Raw genomic sequence first — 19,102 nt, forward strand, 5'->3', positions numbered from 1 at the left:
CACGCGGACTCCGTCATGACCATGACGGGCCCTAAGGCACCGAGGTAACCGATCGGCATGCGGCCTGTTGTCGGCGAAGGAGCTGGTTCTCGGTCGTCGCCTGGTGCAGGGCGCCGACGAGGGCCTTGACGTCGGCTTTGAGCCAGGCGATCTCCTCGGCGTCAGCCGCCCGGAGTTCCTTGAGGCGGCGGACCTGTGTGCGTAGACGTCGTTCGCTGTCCGGGGTGCCGCCGCGCGCTCGGACCTCGGCGTAGAAGTCGTTCTTCAGGTCGGCGTGGCGCTGGGTGAGTGCGCTGCGTGGGACGCCGGCTTCGAGGGCGAGGGCGACGATGGTCAGCGCGCCGTCGGAGCGTTCGGGGCGTCCGTGCAGGATGCGGTCCATCGCGGCGCGGATGCGGTCGCGTTCGTCCGGGGCGGGGCTCATGAGGGCGGCTCCTGGTAGTGGCGGTCGTGAGCATGGCGCTCGGCCAGGCTGCGCAAGTGGATGGCGCGCTGAGTGAGACGCTCGGCGAGCGGGTCGGGCACTGCGTGGGCCTGCTCCTCCAGGGCCGCCGCGTGCCGGAGGAGAGCGTCGGCGTGGTGGTCGGTGCGAGCGACGTTCGCGCACGCTGGCCGGCAGCGGTCCAGCCGCGGGGTGTCGGCGGCCTCGGCCCGGTGACACAGGGCCCGGTCGCGCTGGTGGACGCACATGAGGAACGCGTGCGGGTTGCCGTGGACGGTCAGGGCCGGGTTGTTCAGAATGTCCCAAGGCCTGGCGATGGGTGCGGACGGACCCGGAGAAGGCGGGTGCCTGCGCGGCGGCGTGGATGGCCCGGCGGGCTGCCGGTCCGGAGATGCCGGTGCCGGTGGCGAGGTCGAGGCGGCGGCCGTGAGCTTGGGAGATGCGGCCGACGGCGAGGGCGGATCCGGCGGTGAACAGGGCGCCGGGCAGTCCGGCGAGGCTGGTGGAGCCGAGCACGTCCTGGGCGAGGAGGGCGCCGGCGGCGAGACCAACGCCGCTGAGGATCTGGGAGGCGACCAGGACGCGCAGGATCCGGGCTGGGCCTGGGCGGGGTCGGGTATGGAGCCGCCGTAGTGGGTGCGGTGCCGGTCATGGCTCTTTTCCGGAGCTGCGGTGAGCGGTGCGGGACCGGCCGGGCGGGTCTGGCCGGTCTCGGCAAGGAGGCGCGGCCGTGGCACCGGCTCGGCGCAGCGCCGCACCGGAGGCGCTGGTCACCGGCCACCGTCCGACGGTGACGGCAGGTGCGCGGTCCCTCCGCCATCAGTGCGATGCCGGCTCGTCCGCGCACCGGGATGCCCAGGCCGGGCCCGCCCCCAGGCGAAGAAGTGCCCTGCCCGGATCCCTCGCCGGGAGGAGTCCTTCCGGTTTCCGGTCCCGCGCCGCAGTGAACGCTGCCATCCTCAGCGGCCATGACCTCTCAGCCGGCGACGCTGCACGACCACGCCGAGCGCCTGACCGCCCACGCGGCCGCCGGAGCACGCCGCGGCGGTCGGCCCGAAGCGGTCGCCGCGGTCAACGCCCGGCTGCGGCGCCCGGGAGCGGTGCCCCGCTCCCTCTACCGCGGCCCGGGCCCTGTGCCGACGGTCGTCAACCGCGTGCTGCGCGACCACGGCCGGCCCGCACTCAACGCCTACAGCGGTCTGTTCCACTGACGAACCGGCCGTCCCGCGCCATGGCTTGTGAGCCGGACGGCGGTAGAGGGCGCCGACCGTGACGACAACACCGGCCGCGGTGTTCGCGGCGGCGGCCGCCACGGGCCCGGCTCGCGCGTGCTTGACGTTTTTGCGGGTACAGCACCGAGGCCCTGTGGCACCTGACCGGCTTCCGAGCCGCGGTGGGGCGCCAGTGCACGGGCGCACGCCGTGCACTGGCGTCCCGGCACGCGTGTCTCGCTCGGCTGGGCACGCCGACGAGGGATCGGCCGATCCGCGAGACGGTCGCCAAAGGCCCAGACCCTGGGGAGCGGGCCGGCTCAGCCTGTCGACCGCCGGCCCGTGCGTGTCCTCGAACGCCGAGGTCGACGTGGAACGTTGATTGCTCTGTGCAGCTGGTCGGCACACGACTTGGTACTTCGTCCTCTGGTGAGCGAAAGTTTTGATCGATGCAGCGAAACTTCTTCCTAAGGTTGGCTGGCGCTGCTAGCTTCTCGGCGAAAGCCCGTCAGGGTTCGTTCGCTGGGCGGTGTCTCAACGCGCAGCGACCGACGTTGAGGAGTGCTCGTGCGGCGGATGACGGCTCGGCCGGCCAATACTTACCAGGCACATCTGCTGCGTCTGCTGCGGGACAGTGGGCGCAGCTCACGGGCCGAACTGGGGGAACGCATCCAGCTCTCCCGCTCCAAACTGGCTGTTGAGATCGACCGGCTGCTGGAGACGGGCCTCGTGGCCACCGATGGGTTCGCCGCTTCCCGAGGGGGCCGGCGGTCCCACAGCGTGCGGCTCGCGCCAGGTCTGCGTTTCCTCGGCGTGGACATCGGCGCAACCTCCATCGACGTGGCCGTCACCAACGGCGAGCTTGAGGTGCTGGGCCACCTCAACGACTCCACGGACGTCAAGAACGGCCCCGTCGCGGTGTTCGAGCAGGTGCTCGCGATGGCGGAGAAGCTCAAGGAGTCCGGGCTGGTGGAAGGCTTCGACGGGGTCGGGGTCGGCGTTCCCGGTCCGGTGCGCTTCCCCGAGGGCGTGCCCGTGGCGCCCCCCATCATGCCGGGCTGGGACGGGTTCCCCGTGCGTGAAGCTCTGAGCCAGGAGTTCGGGTGCTCGGTCATGGTCGACAACGACGTCAACCTCATGGGCCTCGGTGAGCAGCACGCAGGCGTCGCCCGCTCCGTCGCCGACTTCCTCTGCGTCAAGATCGGAACGGGGATCGGCTGCGGCATCATCGTCGGCGGCCAGGTGTACCGGGGCGTCACCGGGTGCGCCGGAGACATCGGCCACATCCAGGTGGATCCGCAGGGGCGGCTGTGCGCGTGCGGAAACCGCGGATGCCTGGAAGCGCACTTCAGCGGTGCCGCGCTGGCCAGGGACGCCGAAGAGGCCGCACGCAGCGGTCGTTCGGCGCACCTGGCCGTACGACTGGAGGCGTCCGGGCGGCTCACCTCTGCCGATCTCGCGGCCGCCGCGGCCGCGGGTGACCCGGTCGCACTGGACATGGTCCGCACGGGCGGGGAACGGGTCGGGCAGGTGATCGCCGGGCTCGTCAGCTTCTTCAACCCCGGCATGGTCGTCATCGGTGGTGGCGTGACGGGACTGGGCCACACGCTTCTCGCAAGCGTGCGTTCCCAGGTCTATCGCCGCTCCCTTCCGCTGGCGACGGGGAACCTTCCCATTGTCCTGGGCGAACTGGGCGGCATGGCCGGGGTCATCGGTGCCACGCGGCTCATCAGCGACCACCTGTTCTCGCCCGCCTGACCTCCGCGACTCGACTCTCCCACCCGTCCTCAGCCCCAGCCCCAGTCCCCAGTGGCAGGAGCCCGGGCGGGGTCGGCATGTCCTTTCCGTTGGGATTCCTCGTGGTGCCTATGTCTGTTTCCTCTCACCGGGCCGGTGACACGGTCCGATCACCTCTGCTCACGATGTCGGACATCATCAAGGCCTTCCCCGGGGTGCGAGCCCTGGACGGTGTCACTCTTCAGGTGCAGGCGGGCGAAGTGCACTGCCTGCTGGGGCAGAACGGAGCGGGCAAGTCCACCCTGATCAAGGTGCTCGCCGGCGCTCACCGCCCCGACTCGGGCACGGTCACCTGGCGCGGCGAGGAGGTCGTGCTGAGATCGCCCATCGCCGCGATGCGGCTCGGCATCGCCACGATCTACCAGGAGTTGGACCTGGTGGAGGGGTTGTCCGTCGCCGAGAACGTCTTCCTGGGCCATGAGCGGACGGCCGCCGGGTTTGTGATCCGCGGTCGTGACACCCGCGTCGCGGCGGCGGAACTGCTGCGGCGGCTCGGGCATGAGGAGATCGATGCGAGCCGGGCCGTGGGGGAGTTGTCGGCCGCGCAGCGGCAGATCGTCTCGATGGCCCGGGCGCTCTCCCACGACGTGCGGCTCATCGTCATGGACGAGCCCTCCGCGGCGCTCGACCCCGACGAGACGGAGAACCTTTTCCGCATCGTCCGCGAACTGACGGCCGACGGAGTGGCGGTGGTCTACATCTCGCACCGTCTTGAGGAGATCCGGCGCATCGGGGACCGGGTCACGGTCCTCAAGAACGGCCGGTCCGTCGCCGGGGGGCTTGCGGTGGAGGAGACCCCGGACCGGGAGATCATCGCTTTGATGACCGGGCGCGAGATCGAGCACGTCTTCCCCGGCCGGTCCGCACCTCGGCAGAGCGCGCCGACCGTCCTGCGGACGCGTGGCCTGGCCCGGGAGGGGGAGTTCGCGCCGCTCGACCTCGAGCTGCGCGCGGGTGAGATCGTCGGCCTCGCCGGCCTGGTCGGTTCCGGTCGCTCGGAGATCCTGGAAACCATCTACGGGGCGCGCCGCCCCAGCGCCGGGGAGGTGAGCGTCGACGGCCGGCGGCTGCGTCCCGGCAGCGTACGCTCGGCCGTGGCGGCGGGACTGGGCCTGGCTCCCGAGGAACGCAAGGCTCAGGGGCTGTTCCAGCTTGAATCCGTCACCCGCAACGTGTCGGTCTCCACCCTCTCGCGCTTCGCGCGGCTGGGCTGGTTGGACCGGCGCGGCGAGCGCGTCGCGACGAAGGCCGTCACCCGGGAGCTGTCCCTGCGTCCCGACGACCCGGATGTGCTCATACGCACGCTTTCGGGCGGCAACCAGCAGAAGGCGGTCCTCGCACGCTGGCTGCTGCGGGACTGCCGCGTCCTCCTGCTCGACGAGCCGACCCGGGGCGTCGACGTGGGAGCGCGTGCGGAACTCTACGGCGTGATCAGGCGGCTCGCCGACGCGGGTCTGGCCGTTCTCCTCGTCTCCAGCGAGCTTCCCGAGGTCCTCGGCCTCGCCGATCGTGTCCTGGTGCTGCGCGAGGGCCGGGTGGTCGACGCCGCACCGGCCCCGGACCTCGACGAAAACCGCATTCTCGACCTGTTGATGGCAGCCCATGCCGACACCACGTCTCCTGGAACGGAGCCTTCGTGACACAGCAGCCAGTCTCCTCTCCGCGGCGGGCGGTACCCCAGTCGGCCGGTCGTGGCAAGCTTCCGGTCCGCGGTGGGCCCGCGGGCGGCAGGCCGCCGGGCCCGCTGGCTCGTCTCGGTCGGCAGGCGGACGTCCGCAACCTCTCCCTGCTCGGCGTGCTGGCGATCCTCGTCGCCGTCGGCGGGGTCACCGAGCCCGACACCTTCCTGGCGGGCTCGAACCTGCAACTGGTGCTGACGCAGGCGTCGATCATCGGAGTGGTGACCGTCGGGATGACGTTCGTCATCGCCGGCGGCGGCATCGACCTCTCGGTGGGCGCGATCGTCGCCCTGGCCTCGGTCTGGGCGACCACCGTCGCGACACAGGAGTACGGCTTCACCGGAATCCTGTTCACCGCTGTTGTCGTCGGTGTCGGATGCGGCCTGGTCAACGGCGTCCTCGTCGCGTACGGCGGCATGGTTCCCTTCATCGCCACGCTGGCGATGCTCGCCTCCGCACGCGGGCTGGCCCTTCAGATCACCGACGGCCGCACCCAGATCGTCACGGTGGACGCCGTCCTGGACCTGGGCGCCCCCGGCGCCTATGTGCTCGGCATACCTCCCCTGGTGCTCGTCTTCGGTGCGGTGACCGTGCTCGGCTGGCTGTTCCTGAACCGCACGACCTTCGGCCGCCGCACGCTCGCGGTCGGCGGGAACGCCGAGGCCGCCCGGCTGGCCGGGATCGACATCCGGCGCCAGCGTCTCTACCTGTACGTGCTCTCGGGTCTGTGCTGCGGCATCGCGGCCTTTCTGTTGATCGTATTGTCAGGTTCGGGACAGAACACCAACGGCAACCTGTATGAACTCGACGCCATCGCGGCCGTGATCATCGGTGGCACCCTGTTGACCGGCGGGCGCGGCACGATCGTCGGTTCCGTGCTGGGCGTATTGATCTTCACCACGATCACCAACATCTTCGCGCTCAACAACCTGCAGAGCGACGTCCAGCAGATCGCCAAGGGCGCGATCATCGTCGCCGCCGTCCTCCTCCAACACCGCACGCTCCGCCGCACCGGCGGAGTCTGACCAGGCACCCGCCCCCGCCCCTGGTCCTCTCCCCTCCCCGCACCACACCTGAGAAGGGCTGACTCAGCATGCCTGAAAAAATCCTCACCAGCCGCAGAAGAGTGCTGTTCGGCGCGGCGATCGGTGCCGGCGCCCTCGTCACCGGCTGCACGAGCAACGCCTCCTCCAGCGATGAGTCCGCTGCCACGGCACCGGAGACCGCGGGCAAGCCCGGCAAGCCGGTCACCATCGGGTTCGCCGGCCCGCAGGCCGACCACGGCTGGCTGAACGCCATCAACGAGAACGCCACCCGGCGGGCCGAGCAGTACGAGGACGTGACGCTGGAGATCACCGAGGGGTCCAACGACACGGCGACGCAGATCGGCCAGATCACGACACTGATCAACAAGAAGGTCGACGTGCTCGTGATCCTGCCGGCCGACGGCAAGGCGCTCACCCAGACCGGCCTTGAGGCGATGCGTGCGGGCATCCCCGTCGTCAATCTGGACCGGATATTCAACTCCCCCCAGGCCTACCGGTGCTGGATCGGCGGAGACAACTACGGAATGGGCCTCAACGCGGGCCGGTACATCGGCGAGCGACTGAAGGATGTCGCGGACGCCAAGGTCGTCGAACTCGCCGGGCTCGACACCCTGGAGCTCACCAAGCAGCGCACCCAGGGTTTCGACGACGCGCTCGGCAACTACCCGAACATCACCAAGGTCGCCCGCCAGGCAGCCGAGTTCACCGTCGAGTCCGGCCAGGCCAAGATGGCCCAACTACTGCAAGCTCAAAAGGATTTCGACGCTCTGTGGAACCACGATGACGACCAGGGCGTGGGCGCGCTGCGGGCCATCGAGCAAGCCGGCCGGGACGAGTTCGTGATGGTCGGCGGCGCGGGATCGAAGTCGGCCATGGAAGCGATCCAGTCCGACGACAGCGTGCTCAAGGCCACCGTGCTCTACCCGCCGACCATGGCGGCCTCCGCGATCGACCTCGCCCGCGCCCTCGGGCAGGGCAAGGGCGTCAGCGGCCTGGCCGAGCTGGAGATCCCCTCGTCCCTGACGCTCTACTCGGCGATCGTCACCAAGGACAACGTGGAGGACTACCTGCCCACCGGCTTCATCTGAGCCCTCCCCCCACCCGGCCAACCAGGAGCACATCTGATGAAACACAGTGATCGCAGAGAGTACGGCGAGCCCAAGCCGGACCTGGGTATCGGCATGGTCGGCTACGCGTTCATGGGCGTCGCCCACTCGCAGGCGTGGCGGACGGCGGGGCACGCGTTCCCGCTCCCACTGCGTCCCCGGCTCGCGATGATCTCGGGCCGTGACGAAGCGGCGGTCGGAGCGGCGGCCCGGCAGCAAGGCTGGGCCGCCGCCGTAACCGACTGGCGTGCCGTCGTGGACAGTGACGACGTCGACCTGGTCGACATCTGCACACCGGGAGACAGCCACGCCGAGATCGCCATCGCGGCGCTGGAGGCGGGTAAGCATGTGCTGTGCGAGAAGCCGTTGGCGAACTCCGTGCCGGAGGCGGAGGCCATGGTGGAGGCCGCGCGGGCGGCCAGCCGGCGTGGCCAGGTGGCGATGGTGGGTTTCAACTACCGTCGGGTACCGGCCATCGCCCAAGCCCGCCGCCTGATCGCCGCAGGCCGCCTCGGAGCGCTGCGCCATATCCGGGTCACTTACCTCCAGGACTGGCTCGTCGACCCTGAGTTCCCGCTGACCTGGCGCCTCTCGCGCGAGAAGGCCGGTTCCGGCGCGCTGGGCGACTTGGGCGCGCACGCGGTGGATCTGGCCCAGTACCTGTCCGCGGAGCCGTTGGCCGGTGTGTCGGCCCTCACCGAGACGTTCGTCTCCGAGCGGCCCCTGGCCGCCGCGACGCTCACGGGGGACGACGGGCCGCGGGCCAGGGGGCCGGTGACCGTGGACGACGCGGCCCTGTTCACCGGCCGGCTCGCCTCGGGCGCCCTCGCGAGCTTCGAGGTGTCCCGGGTGGCGGCGGGCCGCAAGAACGCGCTGCGCGTGGAGATCAACGGCGAGCTGGGATCGCTGGCCTTCGACCTCGAACGCCTCAACGAACTGTCATTCCACGACCACACCGAGCCGGCCACGACGGCCGGTTTCCGGCGCGTCCTGGTCACCGAACCCGAGCACCCGTACTTGGAGGCGTGGTGGCCCCCCGGCCACGCCCTGGGCTACGAGCACACCTTCACCCACCAGGCCCACGATCTCGTGCACGCCATCGCCACCGGCACCGACCCCGCACCGTCGTTCACCGAAGGGCTGCAGGTCCAGCGGGTGCTGGCCGCGGTTGAGGAGAGCGCAGCGAAGAACGCGAGCTACACCCCCGTACCCGTCTGACGGCAAGGAGACACGCGACAATGTCACGTCCCTTCACCTTGTTCACCGGCCAGTGGGCCGACCTCCCCCTGGAAGAGGTCTGCGGCCTTGCCCGGAACTTCGGCTACGACGGACTCGAACTCGCCTGCTGGGGAGACCACTTCGAGGTCGATCGGGCACTGGAGGACCAGGACTACGTCCGGGGCCGCAGGGAACTCCTCGCCCGCTATGGACTGAGATGCTGGGCCATCTCCAACCATCTGGTCGGCCAGGCCGTGTGCGACCGGCTCATCGACGAACGCCACCAGGCGATACTTCCGGGTCGCATCTGGGGCGACGGCGACCCCGAGGGCGTCAGGCGCCGGGCCGCGGCCGAGATGGCCGACACGGCCAGGGCCGCCGCCGCCCTCGGCGTGGACACCGTCATCGGGTTCACCGGTTCCTCGATCTGGCACCTCGTGGCGATGTTCCCCCCTGTGCCGCCGGAGATGGTGGAGCGCGGATACGCCGACTTCGCCGAACGGTGGGGGCCGATCCTCGACGTCTTCGACGCCGAAGGCGTGCGGTTCGCCCACGAGGTCCACCCCGGTGAGATCGCCTACGACTACTGGACGACACACAGGGCGCTGGAGGCCGTGGACCACCGGCCCGCCTTCGGGCTCAACTTCGACCCAAGCCACTTCGTCTGGCAGGACCTCGACCCCGTCGGGTTCCTCTACGACTTCCGCGACCGGATCTACCATGTGGACTGCAAGGAGGCGCGTAAACGGCTGGACGGACGCAACGGGCGGCTCGGTTCCCACCTGCCTTGGGGCGACCCGCGCCGGGGCTGGGACTTCGTCTCGGCCGGGCACGGCGACGTTCCATGGGAGGACGTCTTCCGCATGCTGTCCTCCATCGGGTACGACGGTCCCGTCTCCGTTGAGTGGGAGGACCCGGGGATGAGCCGCCTCCAAGGCGCTCCCGAAGCCCTGCGGGCGCTCAAACGCTTCGACTTCGAGCCCCCCACCGCCTCCTTCGACGCCGCCTTCGGTGGCGACCGCCGGTCCTGACAACACCGCCGCCCGCCGAAGCACGAGCCAGTGCCTCTCTCCTTCCGGGGCCCGGCGGCCTACCTCCGGAGTCCTACCGGCGACGTCGATGCGAACGCGCCCCACACGCGGACGGGTTCTCCAGGGAGGCCCCGTCGATCTCACAGGAACGAGCCGGAGCCCGGCTCATTTGAGGCCGCGACTCGGTCGCCACCACGGGAACCGCAAGAGCTCCTGACGCAATGCGGTGCGGAGGCGGCGCCGGCAGATCAGCGCGCAGCCAAGTCACATGAGGGCTTCGTGGATGTCGTCGCGGATCTCCCAGCGGATCCGCAGGCGGCGAGCCGTACAGCAGCGCGATGGTCTGCTCGACCACCCACCATCGGGTGCCCGGCCCGGAGCCGTGTTCGGTGCCGCGGCAGGCGATGACCGGCTTGATGCCCCTGGCCCAGACCTGGCGGCGGCAGCAGTCGTGGTCGTAGCCGCGGTCGGCCAACACCTCCCGCGGCCGCTGCCGGGGTCGGCCCCGTCTGCCCCGGATCGGCGGAACCGCGGCCAGCAGGGGCATCAGCCGGGTGACGTCGCCCTCGGTTGCCGCCGGTCAGCGTCGCCGCGAGCGGGATGCCGGTGGCATCGCAGAACAACGAGGACGGCATCGTGGAGCTGCTGTACGGACTGGACTCGATGGGCTGGACCACTACCGAACCGCAGTGGAACATCCAGCAGTCCAGCGCGAACTGGCACGGCACCGGAGCCAGGGAGTTCGTCGAGGCGCTGCGTGCCTGGAAGAACCGCGAAGACACCCTGGAGAACGCCCACCACACCGAGCAGGTCACCTACTTCGACACCTGCCAGGCCGGAGGCTTCTACACCCTCACCGCGAGCATCGCCAGCCACCGGTCCCGGGCCGTCTACGACTGTCGTCTGTTCTTCCAGCTGCCCGGCGTCCCCGTGGACCTCCAGCCGATCCAACACCTGTTCGAACAGGTCGACGCCGCAACATTCAGCTACTTCCGTCCGCTGAACAGCCCAGCGGTCGTTCGGCACCACCCTGAGCTGAAGGCTCCGCTGGAGACCGTCGGCTACGTCGTCTCGCACAGCGAGCTGGACCTGCCGGACTGCGACGGCGCGCCCGAAGAGTGGGTCACGGGCCTTGTGGTGAGAAATCCGCACCGGGGCGAGAACAGGAGATCTGCCTCGGACGAGTGGCCGGGCCGGGTTGCGGAGAGCGAACTGCTCATCTGCGCCCTGCGGTCACACCGCCAGCTCCATGAGCCCAAGGAGACGTACCACCTCTGCTCATGGGAGTACGCGCGCACCTCCGACGCCCTGGCCCTGCGCCCCGTAGCCGACTGGTAGCGACCCAGAGGACGCCCGTCGCCAATCCACCTCGGCTGACGCCCACTCCGCCTCTGGCTTGCACGGTCGGCTGCCCGTCTTGGTCAAGCTGGTGTACTGCGTAAGGCGTTTGAAGGCGGCTCCCCGCGCGTCCTGAGCGGTGGCGGTCGCCTGGAGTTCCGGCCCCGGCCGCACCCGCATCCGCCTGGCCCGCCCCCGAGGACGGCGACCGGTACGGCGCGCTCCTGGAGGCGGCAACGAGCGACGTGGAACAAGCCCACCTCGACGCTGTCGCGGCCGGCCGCTGCGGGACGTGGCTGCTCGACGGACTGTCCGGCACCGACCGGGCCCTGGGGCCCTTCTACGCCCACTCCGGCCTCACCGTGCTCCCGCCCGGCCGGACCACCAGCATCGGATACGTCCTCACCGGCCGCCCGATCGGCCTGGGCGCCGGACCGGGAGAACAACTCTTCCACCGCTGGAACAGGACCTGACTCCGCCCGCCTCCCTTCGGCCGGACGACTCCCTGGCCCCTGCCCACCGGCCTGCCCCGGCGCGGACTCCACCGGTGGCGGAAACCTGCCGGCCGGTGCGCTGGGCCAGGATGGGAGCCGTGGACGCCCACCGATGCAGCCCTGCCGAAGATCTCCTGTACTGGCGCGGAGAACTGCCCGAGCTCCTCCGGGCGGCCCGGCGCCACAGGACGTCGACTCCCGCCACCTTCACCCGCGGCCACGCCGCCGCCGCGCTGGAGAAGACCCTCGCCGGACTGGTCGGCCCGGATCAGCTCACCGTCTGGGCCCAGGCGGTGCACTTCGAGGAGGAGGTCGACATCGACGAGGCGTATCAGGACCTGCTGACGCAGTTCCTCGTCGAGATCTCCACCCCGGAGCTGTTCGAACCGGTCACCGCCGAGACCTGCCGACGATGGCTGCACCGGATACGAACGTCCCCACGGAGCGCGGCAGACCGGTGATCCGGCCCGGCGCGGTATCGCCTGCCAGCCTTTGCGCCGCACGACCCCCCGCGGCCCAGGGCTCTGTCTCACATTCGGTGGTGACAGATTGTGAGCATGGGGCACCTCTGCCTTGCAGAGAGTGCGGCCGGTGCTCTGACGTCGATGTTTCGAGGCGAATGGCGGCGCATCGGAGTCGCTGAGTCTGTCGCGCCACGCTCTCACGGACAGACGCCGAGCCGATCGGTCGCCCCGAGAGAGCGACTGCTGGGGTGCGCGGACCTGCGGGTTCGTGATCGATGGCCTGCCCGTCGCCGCCATTACTGTCCGCCACCGCCGAATGTGAGACAGAGCCGCTCGTTTGACAGACCCCATGCGGCCGGGAGAGTCACCACGTGTGGGGTGACTCTCCCGGCACTGCGGGAGGGCTCCTGCCCTGAGGCGGCCCTACAGGTCCTCGTCGTCGACGGGGTCGGGCTCGCGGACGTACCACAGGTCGAGCACGTACCGCTCTTGAACCGGGCACTGGCGCCACGCCTGTCTGAGTTGCCTGCTGTCCCACTGTTCGGTGGCGCGGCGGTGACCGCACTGGTTGTAGTAGTCGGCGGTGGCCTGACGCCCGTCCCACCAGGCGTGGCCCTCATACACGCCGGGGCGGGGCAGGGTCATCTCGCCGACCGGCCCGAGGGTGAACTGGTTGATGACCAGGATGCCGGTCTCTGATTCCAGGGACACGGGGACGGTTCCTTCCGCGTCCTTCGGAGGCTCCTGGGGGGCGTCCCAGACGCGGATGGCGACGTGGACGTCGATATCGGGCTGCAGGCTGTGCAGGTAGAGGTGGTAGCCGTTGCCGGCCGCGACCCGGCTTCGTGATGCGGCCAGCGCTTCGTCGTCCCCGAGGTAGGCGTCCGCGTCGTAGACCTCCACGATTCGGCGGTCGGGGCGGGCGTGGGTGCTGTACTCGGTGATGAGCGTCACGGCAGATGCTTCCTCGGCAGGTCAGGAGGTGACCTTCACGTAGAACGGGTCACCGTCGAGTATGCGGTTGGCGGTGTACATCGAGTTCAGTCGCCGACCGCCCGCCTCGTTGTCGTCACCGTCGATCAGGCGCGCGGAGTAGCGGTCATTGCCTGCGTTGGCGCCCTCGTGGGTGGAGGAGAAGGGGTACTCGTCGCACTGCAGCCGAGTTCCCTCGTAGTTGCCCCACACATCGTGGCAGGTGTCGATGGCCCGGTCCCGGTTGGCGTCCTGTTCTTCCCTGTTGATCAGTCGGTGCAGGGGCTCGTCCTTGCCGGGGACCGTTTTGCCCGGCCAGGAAGGGAAGGTGCGTTCGGGGTACTGCTGGGCGTCGCCGATGTGCCGGGTGCTCTCCTTGATCGCGTCGTCGCTGAGGCTGAGGACAAGTTCGACGCGGGCCTCGGTGAAGACGGTGCCTTTGTACTTGCCTGCTACGGCTCCGGCGTAGTCGAAGCGGACGCCGGAGTGGAAGGCTCCGACTTCCGAGTAGGAGGAGTCGGCGTTGGGGGAGTTCGCTCCCAGTGTCATGGTGACGGTGGCGTTGACGCGCTGATGGTTGCCGGTCTCGACCTTGCCGGTGTCGGGTGAGGTGTAGGTCAGGGTCCAGTGGGGCGTGGTGTGCCAGCCGGTCAGGGTTTCGTCGCGGGTGGTGGTGGTCGGTGCGGTGACGTGGGGGTTGGGGTCGCTTTTGCCGGCGTTGATGCTGTGGGAGAAGGATTGGATGATGCGCCACTTGGTGGCGTCCTCGGTGCCGACGGGGGCGACTTCGATGTTCTCGACGCTGACGGCGTACTCTGCCTTCGGGCCGATTGCGGTGAAGGCACCGCGGGTGAACGACAAGCGGGTCGATGGCCAGACGGGCGAGCGCAAGCGGTTCTCGTCGGGAGATCCTCGCCTCCTGGTGCCGGAAGTCCCCGAAGATCAGCGAGGTCCTGCCCCTGCTCTACCTGCACGGTCTGTCCTCCGGTGACTTCGTGCCCGCGATGGAGCAGTTCCTCGGCTCGGTCGCTGGGTTCTCGCCGGCCACGGTGGCCCGGCTGACCAAGCAGTGGAGCGATGACCGCGTCGCCTTCCAGGACCGGGACCTGTCCGGATCCGGCTACGTGTACGTGTGGGCCGACGGCGTCCACCCCAAGGTCCGCCTCGGCCAGGCCCGTTCCTGCGTCCTGGTCCTCATGGGCGTGCGCACCGACGGCAGCAAGGAGCTGATCGCGCTCGCCGAGGGCCTGCGCGAGTCGACCGAGTCCTGGGCCGACCTCCTGCGGGACTGCCGCCGGCGCGGCATGCGCGATCCCGAACTCGTCGTCGGCGACGGAGCCATGGGTCTGTGGCGGGCCCTGGCCGAGGTGTTTCCGCAGACCAGACAGCAAAGGTGTTGGGTTCACAAAACCCGGAACGTGGTCAACGCCCTGCCGAGATCGGCCCAGCCCGGCGCGAAGAAGGCGCTGCAGGAGATCTACAACACCGAGGACCGCGCTCACGCAGAGAAGGCGGTGAAGGACTTCGGGCGCACCTATGGCGCGAAGTGGCCGAAGGCCGTCAAGAGGATCGCGGACGACGTCGATGAACTCCTGGCGTTCTACGACTTCCCGGCCGAGCACTGGGTTCACCTGCGCACGACCAGTCCGATCGAGTCGACCTTCAGCACGGTAAAGCTGCGGACCAAGGTCACCCGCGGCGCCGGCAGCCCGGCCGCGGCCCCGGCGATGGTGTTCAAGCTCGCCGAGTCCGCCCAGGCCCGCCGGCGCGCGATCACCGCACCCCACCTCGTCGCCCTCGTCCGCAACGGCGCCCGCTTCGAACGCGGCGTCCTGGTCGAGCGTGAGCAGGAGGCTGCGGCATGAGTGAGCGCGAGGAACGCCCGCTGCTGTTCCTGGACGTCGACGGACCTCTCCTGCCGTTCGGCGACGGCCCGCAGCGCGAGCCGTCAGGCACCGCGACAGATTCGCACCTGGCGCGGCTCGACCCGCGCGTCGGGCCTCGCCTCGCGGCACTGCCGTGCGAGCTGGTCTGGGCCACCACCTGGGAGGAGGCGGCGAACACCGACATAGCACCGCGGCTCGGCCTGCGGCCCCTGCCGGTCGTGCACTGGCCGGAGCCCTCCGACGCGCATGCGCGCGAGGACCAGTGGTTCGGGCTCCACTGGAAGACCCGAACCCTGGTGGCATGGGCGGACGGACGCCCGTTCGTCTGGGTCGACGACGAGATCACCGACGCCGACCGGGACTGGGTGTCCACCCACCACCCCACCCCGGCCCTCCTCCACCGCATCGCGTCGTCCCGTGGCCTCACCGACGAAGATTTCGCAGTCCTCGATCAATGGCTACGGGCCACTTGAGGCTCCCCACGGTGATCCACAGGAATTGACAGTTGCTCTAGCAACTCCGCCCACCAGCACAGCCTGCCCCATGCCCCACCTTGAAGTCATGCCCCGGATGGCTCCTCGGCGGCGGGACGGTCAATGGTCCGCGGGGTCGCCGGTCTGGCCAACCGGCGATCCCCGGCCGTGTTCCGCGTCCCGCCTTCAGCGGAACGGGTCCTCGGTGCCTCGGCCCGACTCGGTCGAGGTGTCGAGGAGTTCGGGCAAGCAGAGCCTTCCGCGTCGCGCTGGTCGGTCGGGGAGCGCCCGACTCGGTGTCGGTGGTGCCCGGTACGGTCGTCCAACGAGCACCACGCTTGGAGGGGACATGCCGTCTCAGGAGACAGTTCTTGCCGCGCTCAGGGCGGTGATGCCGTCGCATGACGGCGCGGACGAGCAGGTGGACTGGGACGCGATGCGGCGAACGTGGGGGGTGGACTTCCCGTCCGACTACGTCGCCTTCATGAGCACGTACGGAGCCGGAGGCATCGACGACGTGCTGAGCATCCTCGTGCCCGAAGCGAGCGCACAACCGTCAGAGGGCCCGGGATTCGGAAGCATGGCGGGCGAGACGGCCAACATGCGGCACATGTGGGAATCCGACGGCGGGCCGGAAGGGATCGATGCCGGCCCCGCCTCCGTCCTCGCCTGGGGCGTCAGCTGCGGAGCCGACATGCTCGGCTGGCTCACTGTCGACCCTGACCCCGACAAGTGGCCCGTCGTCGTGTGGGAGCGGCACGGCTGGCCCCACTGGAAGGTCTACGACTGCGGAATGACGGAGTTCCTCCGGCGTCTGTTCGCCAAGGGCTTCGAGGAGTGCCCGCTCAGTGACGCCTCCCTCTGGGGAGAGCCCTCTCCGCACTTCCTCCACTGGCGCGAGGAACAACGACGGTGGGAGTCCGGCATCGACCCCTACACAGGCGACCCCGACCCGTACTTCGGCATGGAGTTCAGCTGACCGTCCCCTCCGGGCAGCGACGGTCGTGCCGAAGGGGACTGCTGCACGAACAGGTGACACCTGACCTGCTGCGCCGTTGCCGGGGCCCTGCGGGAGCATGAGTCATGAACTCGGACCAGTCGCTGCCTCGTGAACTCAAGGCCATAGCCACGGCCTCGCTACTGGAGTTGGAGGAGCGCGCCCTGGATCTCGGGCTCAGCCAACGTCTGGACCCCTCGTGGGTGGCGGTGAACGCCGCTCCCGCAGGAGTCCGCTACCTGTGGCCGGTCCTGTGGCACGACCTGTCCCACCGCCCAGATGTCCCCGCTCACCTGCGGTGCGAGCTACTGATTGCCCTGTATACCGGAGAACGCGTCAGGAGCCTGCTGGACGTGCTCCCCGGTGACTTCGCCTCACTGCCGAGGGTGACCTCGCGCGACGAGGGGATGGAGGTCGGGCGGCTCCTGGACAGCGCGCCCAGCGTCAGGGAGTGGTTGCTACGTGAGGGCGAGACCCTCTCCTGACCCACGCCGTCAGGCATCGCGAGCAGGCCAATGCACATCCCAGGACGAGAAGGGCTTCGCAAGCCCCGTACTGGCCGGGGGTTTCCCCGGCCCGTAGTACGGCCCCGAGACCGGCCCGCACTACAACCTCTTCCGCCACTACGCCCCCGACCTTCTGGTCTGCGGCCGGTAGAGGCGGGTGTGCCTGCCAGCGGCGCCGAGGCCGGCCAGCATCTGATGCCAGGCCCGACTGTGGCGGCAGAAGGGGCCGTCGGGCCGGTTCCTGCTGGGCGGAAGCAGACCCACCCCGGCCGAAGAGAGATAGGCCGCCGCCATCCGCGAGTACCGGCAGCAGGTTCACGCCCAGCCAGAACGCCTCATCCGGCCCCCCAAGCGCCAGCCCTCTCGTGGATCTCTACCGCGATTACCAGCGTCGGCGCCGCCGTGGTCGACGCGCTGCTGGAGCGGGCCCGCGCCGCGGTCGCCGCGATCCGCGCTCGCATCGCGGCCGCGGTCGACACCGCCCTGGCAGCCGTCGCGGTGGCCGCCAGCCGCTCGGTCGCCCGTACCTTCCCGCGGACGCGGTTGGCGAGCATCTTGGCGGCAGCGGCCTGGGCGTGGGCGGCACACACCGCCGCCGGCGGCGAGGTGATGTTCTCCGGCGTCTTCCACTGCTTCCCCGCCGATGCCACCGGGCCCGTACGGCTGACCGTCTCCGATACGGTTCTCCAAAGCGGCCCGGTCGGCTGATTGCCCAAAACCCCAGCCCAGACCACCGCCGACCTGACCGCACTGGCGGCCGACCACCACGAGGCCGCCGTCACCGCCCACACCCTCATCGCGGGCCTGCTGGCCGACCTCGGCGCCCATGAACCCTGCTTCCTGACCCCGGACGGGCACATCACCACCGAAGACCTCAGCAGCGCCTACACCGCGCAACTGTCCGGCTGGGCCGAACGGCACCCCACCCCCTGACCCCGCCCACCCCATGAGGACCGCAAGCAGCCGGGCCCGAGGCCGCCCCCCCCGGGGCGCGCTGGCGGCTCACTGCCTGTAAGCCCATCGGATGGCCAGGCCCATGGGTGGCCTACCGAATCCAGGACTCGACCGTTGCGGCGGTCTCGCGGACCGTGTCGGCCCTCGGCCACGACGGTGACCGGGTCGGCCGCCTGGCCGGTAGTCACCTTCACTTGCTGGCTGACGGCCTGAAGGTAGGCGTAGGCGGCCATCGCGCCTGAACCAGTGGTCTGGGGCCTCAACTGGGGCCCATCATGGGGCGGGTGATGATTCCTTCACCGGACGAGGTCGAGGCCGCGCGTACCCCGGCGGGCGGCTGGACCCGTGATCAGCTTGCCGCCTGGGGTGTGCCCTGGCCGCCCCCGGCGGGCTGGAAGCAGCGTCTGGCCGACCAGTGGCACGCCGCCCGGCAGAGCCCGCACCGGGACGCCGCCCCCTCGGCATCCGGTGGGGGAGGGGAGCCGCCGGCCGTACCCGGCGCCGGCGTGGTCCGGGTGCCGGGGCCGGAGCCGGACTGGCAGCCGGCGCCGGCTCTGGGCTACCACGTGGGCAAGAACCCCGTTACCCAATACAGTCTGTGGGAGGCCGCCTCCACCTTCTACCGGCTGGTAGCTGGGCTGACGCCGCCGCTGGAGGCGGTCGCGGCCCGGCTGCGCCTGGAAGTGGAACGCACCTGGGAGGAACTGGGCGAGGTGGACGTGGCCCTGTTCCGCATCCAGGGCACGGACTTCGCCCTCAGCCGATTCGCACACCGCGAGGAGCCCCGCCTGTTCGTGTGGCTGAACCGCTCGCAACGCGACGTCGAAGCCGCGCTGGAGGTCCTGCTCGACGCGCTCGGGGTGGGCCGCGAGGCCGTGGCCTTCACCGAGGACGACCTGAAAGCAGAGCAGTCCGGCAGGTCCGGCTGACTCCTTCCCGCCTCCGGTGACACCCGGGCGCATGGCCGGACCTTCCCGGACACGGTACGGCCAGGGAAGGTGTCATCATGTGCACACTTGCGTAAGGTGGTGTGCATGACGGAGATCACTTACTCGATCGTGGAGGCCCGCGCCCGGCTCGGCGCCATCGCACGCGAGGTCAGCGCCACCCGTGAACCGGTCGCCATCACCGACCACGGACAGACCGTCGCGATGCTGGTCAGCCCCGCCGATGCCCTGGAACTGCAGGAGCTGCGGGCGCTGGCCGCCTACCGCGCCCGCCAGGCCCGCGGCGAGGACACCGGCGTCCCGCACGAGGAGGCCTACCGCCGCGTCTTCGGCCAGGACCAGGCGTGAGGTATGAGGTCGTCTGGGAGCCCGAGGCCCTGGTCCAGGCGGAGCGGCTCGCCAAGGACGACCCCGACGGGGTGAGGCAGGTCTTCACCGCCGTCGACCACCTCGCCGACAACCCCCGCCCCCAGGGCGCCTTCGGCAGCAGCGATGTGCTGCGCATCCACGTCGGGGCCTACCGGGTGATGTACGAGATCAG

Annotated in this window: 22 protein-coding genes and 3 pseudogenes; 19 read left to right on the top strand and 6 right to left on the bottom strand. The window is 70.1% G+C overall.

Annotated features, from left to right (window positions below):
* Positions 1 to 31: 31 nt before the first annotated feature.
* From BMY40_RS26575 to BMY40_RS28875, 3 genes and pseudogenes are all read right to left on the bottom strand, one after another.
* Entirely contained in the window at positions 32 to 424 is a 393-nt protein-coding gene (locus tag BMY40_RS26575) for a hypothetical protein (RefSeq protein WP_093663341.1), read from the bottom strand.
* Positions 421 to 690 carry a hypothetical protein gene (locus BMY40_RS26580; RefSeq protein WP_218158331.1) on the bottom strand — a complete coding sequence of 90 codons (270 nt, stop codon included), beginning with the start codon at positions 688 to 690 and terminating at the stop codon, positions 421 to 423. Before BMY40_RS26580 ends, BMY40_RS26575 begins: the two co-directional genes overlap by 4 nt.
* Before the next feature lie 130 nt (positions 691 to 820).
* Positions 821 to 1,094, bottom strand: a pseudogene (locus BMY40_RS28875) (MFS transporter); the annotation flags it as partial.
* A 316-nt stretch (positions 1,095 to 1,410) separates the two neighbouring features.
* Between BMY40_RS28875 and BMY40_RS26590 the strand changes: the two are divergent.
* The 7 genes from BMY40_RS26590 to BMY40_RS26620 all read left to right on the top strand — a co-directional run bounded on the left by BMY40_RS26590 (position 1,411) and on the right by BMY40_RS26620 (position 9,530).
* On the top strand, positions 1,411 to 1,653 hold the full coding sequence (locus tag BMY40_RS26590) for a hypothetical protein (protein WP_093663326.1): 243 nt from the start codon (positions 1,411 to 1,413) through the stop codon (positions 1,651 to 1,653).
* A 576-nt stretch (positions 1,654 to 2,229) separates the two neighbouring features.
* Entirely contained in the window at positions 2,230 to 3,411 is a 1,182-nt protein-coding gene (locus BMY40_RS26595; RefSeq protein ID WP_093663327.1) for an ROK family transcriptional regulator, read from the top strand.
* A 164-nt stretch (positions 3,412 to 3,575) separates the two neighbouring features.
* A complete protein-coding gene (locus BMY40_RS26600; protein ID WP_177214146.1) occupies positions 3,576 to 5,090 on the top strand; it encodes a sugar ABC transporter ATP-binding protein in 1,515 nt (504 codons plus the stop codon).
* Complete coding sequence (locus BMY40_RS26605) at positions 5,087 to 6,154, top strand: ABC transporter permease (protein WP_425443177.1); 1,068 nt, start codon at positions 5,087 to 5,089, stop codon at positions 6,152 to 6,154. The genes BMY40_RS26600 and BMY40_RS26605 overlap by 4 nt, the downstream gene beginning before the upstream one ends.
* Positions 6,155 to 6,222: 68 nt before the next feature.
* A complete protein-coding gene (locus BMY40_RS26610) occupies positions 6,223 to 7,263 on the top strand; it encodes a substrate-binding domain-containing protein (RefSeq protein WP_093663328.1) in 1,041 nt (346 codons plus the stop codon).
* A 36-nt stretch (positions 7,264 to 7,299) separates the two neighbouring features.
* Entirely contained in the window at positions 7,300 to 8,499 is a 1,200-nt protein-coding gene (locus tag BMY40_RS26615; protein WP_093663329.1) for a Gfo/Idh/MocA family protein, read from the top strand.
* 20 nt (positions 8,500 to 8,519) lie between these two features.
* A complete protein-coding gene (locus tag BMY40_RS26620) occupies positions 8,520 to 9,530 on the top strand; it encodes a sugar phosphate isomerase/epimerase family protein (RefSeq protein ID WP_093663330.1) in 1,011 nt (336 codons plus the stop codon).
* 264 nt (positions 9,531 to 9,794) lie between these two features.
* On the opposite strand, the pseudogene BMY40_RS28880 reads toward BMY40_RS26620, so the two are convergent.
* A pseudogene (locus tag BMY40_RS28880) lies at positions 9,795 to 10,153 on the bottom strand (transposase); the annotation flags it as partial.
* On the opposite strand from BMY40_RS28880, the gene BMY40_RS26625 reads away from it, so the two are divergent.
* From BMY40_RS26625 to BMY40_RS26635, 3 genes are all read left to right on the top strand, one after another.
* Entirely contained in the window at positions 10,137 to 10,868 is a 732-nt protein-coding gene (locus tag BMY40_RS26625) for a hypothetical protein (RefSeq protein WP_245770349.1), read from the top strand. The pseudogene BMY40_RS28880 and the gene BMY40_RS26625 sit on opposite strands and share 17 nt — an antisense overlap.
* Before the next feature lie 245 nt (positions 10,869 to 11,113).
* Positions 11,114 to 11,341 (top strand): hypothetical protein, encoded by a 228-nt coding sequence (locus BMY40_RS26630; protein ID WP_093663331.1) that lies wholly within the window; start codon positions 11,114 to 11,116, stop codon positions 11,339 to 11,341.
* A 119-nt stretch (positions 11,342 to 11,460) separates the two neighbouring features.
* A complete protein-coding gene (locus BMY40_RS26635; protein ID WP_093663332.1) occupies positions 11,461 to 11,823 on the top strand; it encodes a hypothetical protein in 363 nt (120 codons plus the stop codon).
* A gap of 426 nt (positions 11,824 to 12,249) precedes the next feature.
* Here BMY40_RS26635 and BMY40_RS26640 read toward each other — a convergent pair whose 3' ends face one another.
* Both BMY40_RS26640 and BMY40_RS26645 read right to left on the bottom strand, forming a co-directional pair.
* Positions 12,250 to 12,780, bottom strand: a complete 531-nt coding sequence (locus tag BMY40_RS26640) for a hypothetical protein (protein ID WP_093663333.1) — start codon at positions 12,778 to 12,780, stop codon at positions 12,250 to 12,252.
* Positions 12,781 to 12,801: 21 nt separating this feature from the next.
* Positions 12,802 to 13,659: a NucA/NucB deoxyribonuclease domain-containing protein gene (locus BMY40_RS26645; protein WP_245770350.1), complete on the bottom strand. Its 858-nt coding sequence runs from the start codon at positions 13,657 to 13,659 to the stop codon at positions 12,802 to 12,804.
* Between BMY40_RS26645 and BMY40_RS26650 the strand changes: the two are divergent.
* The 9 genes and pseudogenes from BMY40_RS26650 to BMY40_RS26690 all read left to right on the top strand — a co-directional run.
* Positions 13,613 to 14,663, top strand: a pseudogene (locus tag BMY40_RS26650) (IS256 family transposase); the annotation flags it as partial. The gene BMY40_RS26645 and the pseudogene BMY40_RS26650 overlap by 47 nt on opposite strands.
* Positions 14,660 to 15,157: an HAD domain-containing protein gene (locus BMY40_RS26655; RefSeq protein WP_093663334.1), complete on the top strand. Its 498-nt coding sequence runs from the start codon at positions 14,660 to 14,662 to the stop codon at positions 15,155 to 15,157. The pseudogene BMY40_RS26650 and the gene BMY40_RS26655, both read left to right, overlap by 4 nt.
* Positions 15,158 to 15,548: 391 nt before the next feature.
* Positions 15,549 to 16,136, top strand: a complete 588-nt coding sequence (locus tag BMY40_RS26660) for an SMI1/KNR4 family protein (RefSeq protein ID WP_093663346.1) — start codon at positions 15,549 to 15,551, stop codon at positions 16,134 to 16,136.
* Between the two features lie 104 nt (positions 16,137 to 16,240).
* Positions 16,241 to 16,639, top strand: a complete 399-nt coding sequence (locus tag BMY40_RS26665) for a hypothetical protein (RefSeq protein ID WP_093663335.1) — start codon at positions 16,241 to 16,243, stop codon at positions 16,637 to 16,639.
* Positions 16,640 to 17,062: 423 nt separating this feature from the next.
* Entirely contained in the window at positions 17,063 to 17,368 is a 306-nt protein-coding gene (locus BMY40_RS26670; RefSeq protein WP_093663336.1) for a hypothetical protein, read from the top strand.
* Entirely contained in the window at positions 17,369 to 17,593 is a 225-nt protein-coding gene (locus tag BMY40_RS26675; protein ID WP_093663337.1) for a hypothetical protein, read from the top strand. It abuts the gene before it with no gap.
* A gap of 308 nt (positions 17,594 to 17,901) precedes the next feature.
* The gene (locus BMY40_RS26680) at positions 17,902 to 18,543 is read left to right on the top strand and encodes a hypothetical protein (protein WP_143071835.1); all 642 of its coding nucleotides are present in this window, start codon (positions 17,902 to 17,904) and stop codon (positions 18,541 to 18,543) included.
* 105 nt (positions 18,544 to 18,648) lie between these two features.
* The gene (locus tag BMY40_RS26685) at positions 18,649 to 18,909 is read left to right on the top strand and encodes a type II toxin-antitoxin system Phd/YefM family antitoxin (protein WP_093663256.1); all 261 of its coding nucleotides are present in this window, start codon (positions 18,649 to 18,651) and stop codon (positions 18,907 to 18,909) included.
* The coding region (locus tag BMY40_RS26690) for a type II toxin-antitoxin system RelE family toxin (RefSeq protein WP_093663339.1) at positions 18,906 to 19,102 on the top strand (197 nt) is incomplete at its 3' end. The genes BMY40_RS26685 and BMY40_RS26690, both read left to right, overlap by 4 nt.

The sequence above is a fragment of the Streptomyces radiopugnans genome (assembly GCF_900110735.1).
GTDB classification, from domain to species: domain Bacteria; phylum Actinomycetota; class Actinomycetes; order Streptomycetales; family Streptomycetaceae; genus Streptomyces; species Streptomyces radiopugnans.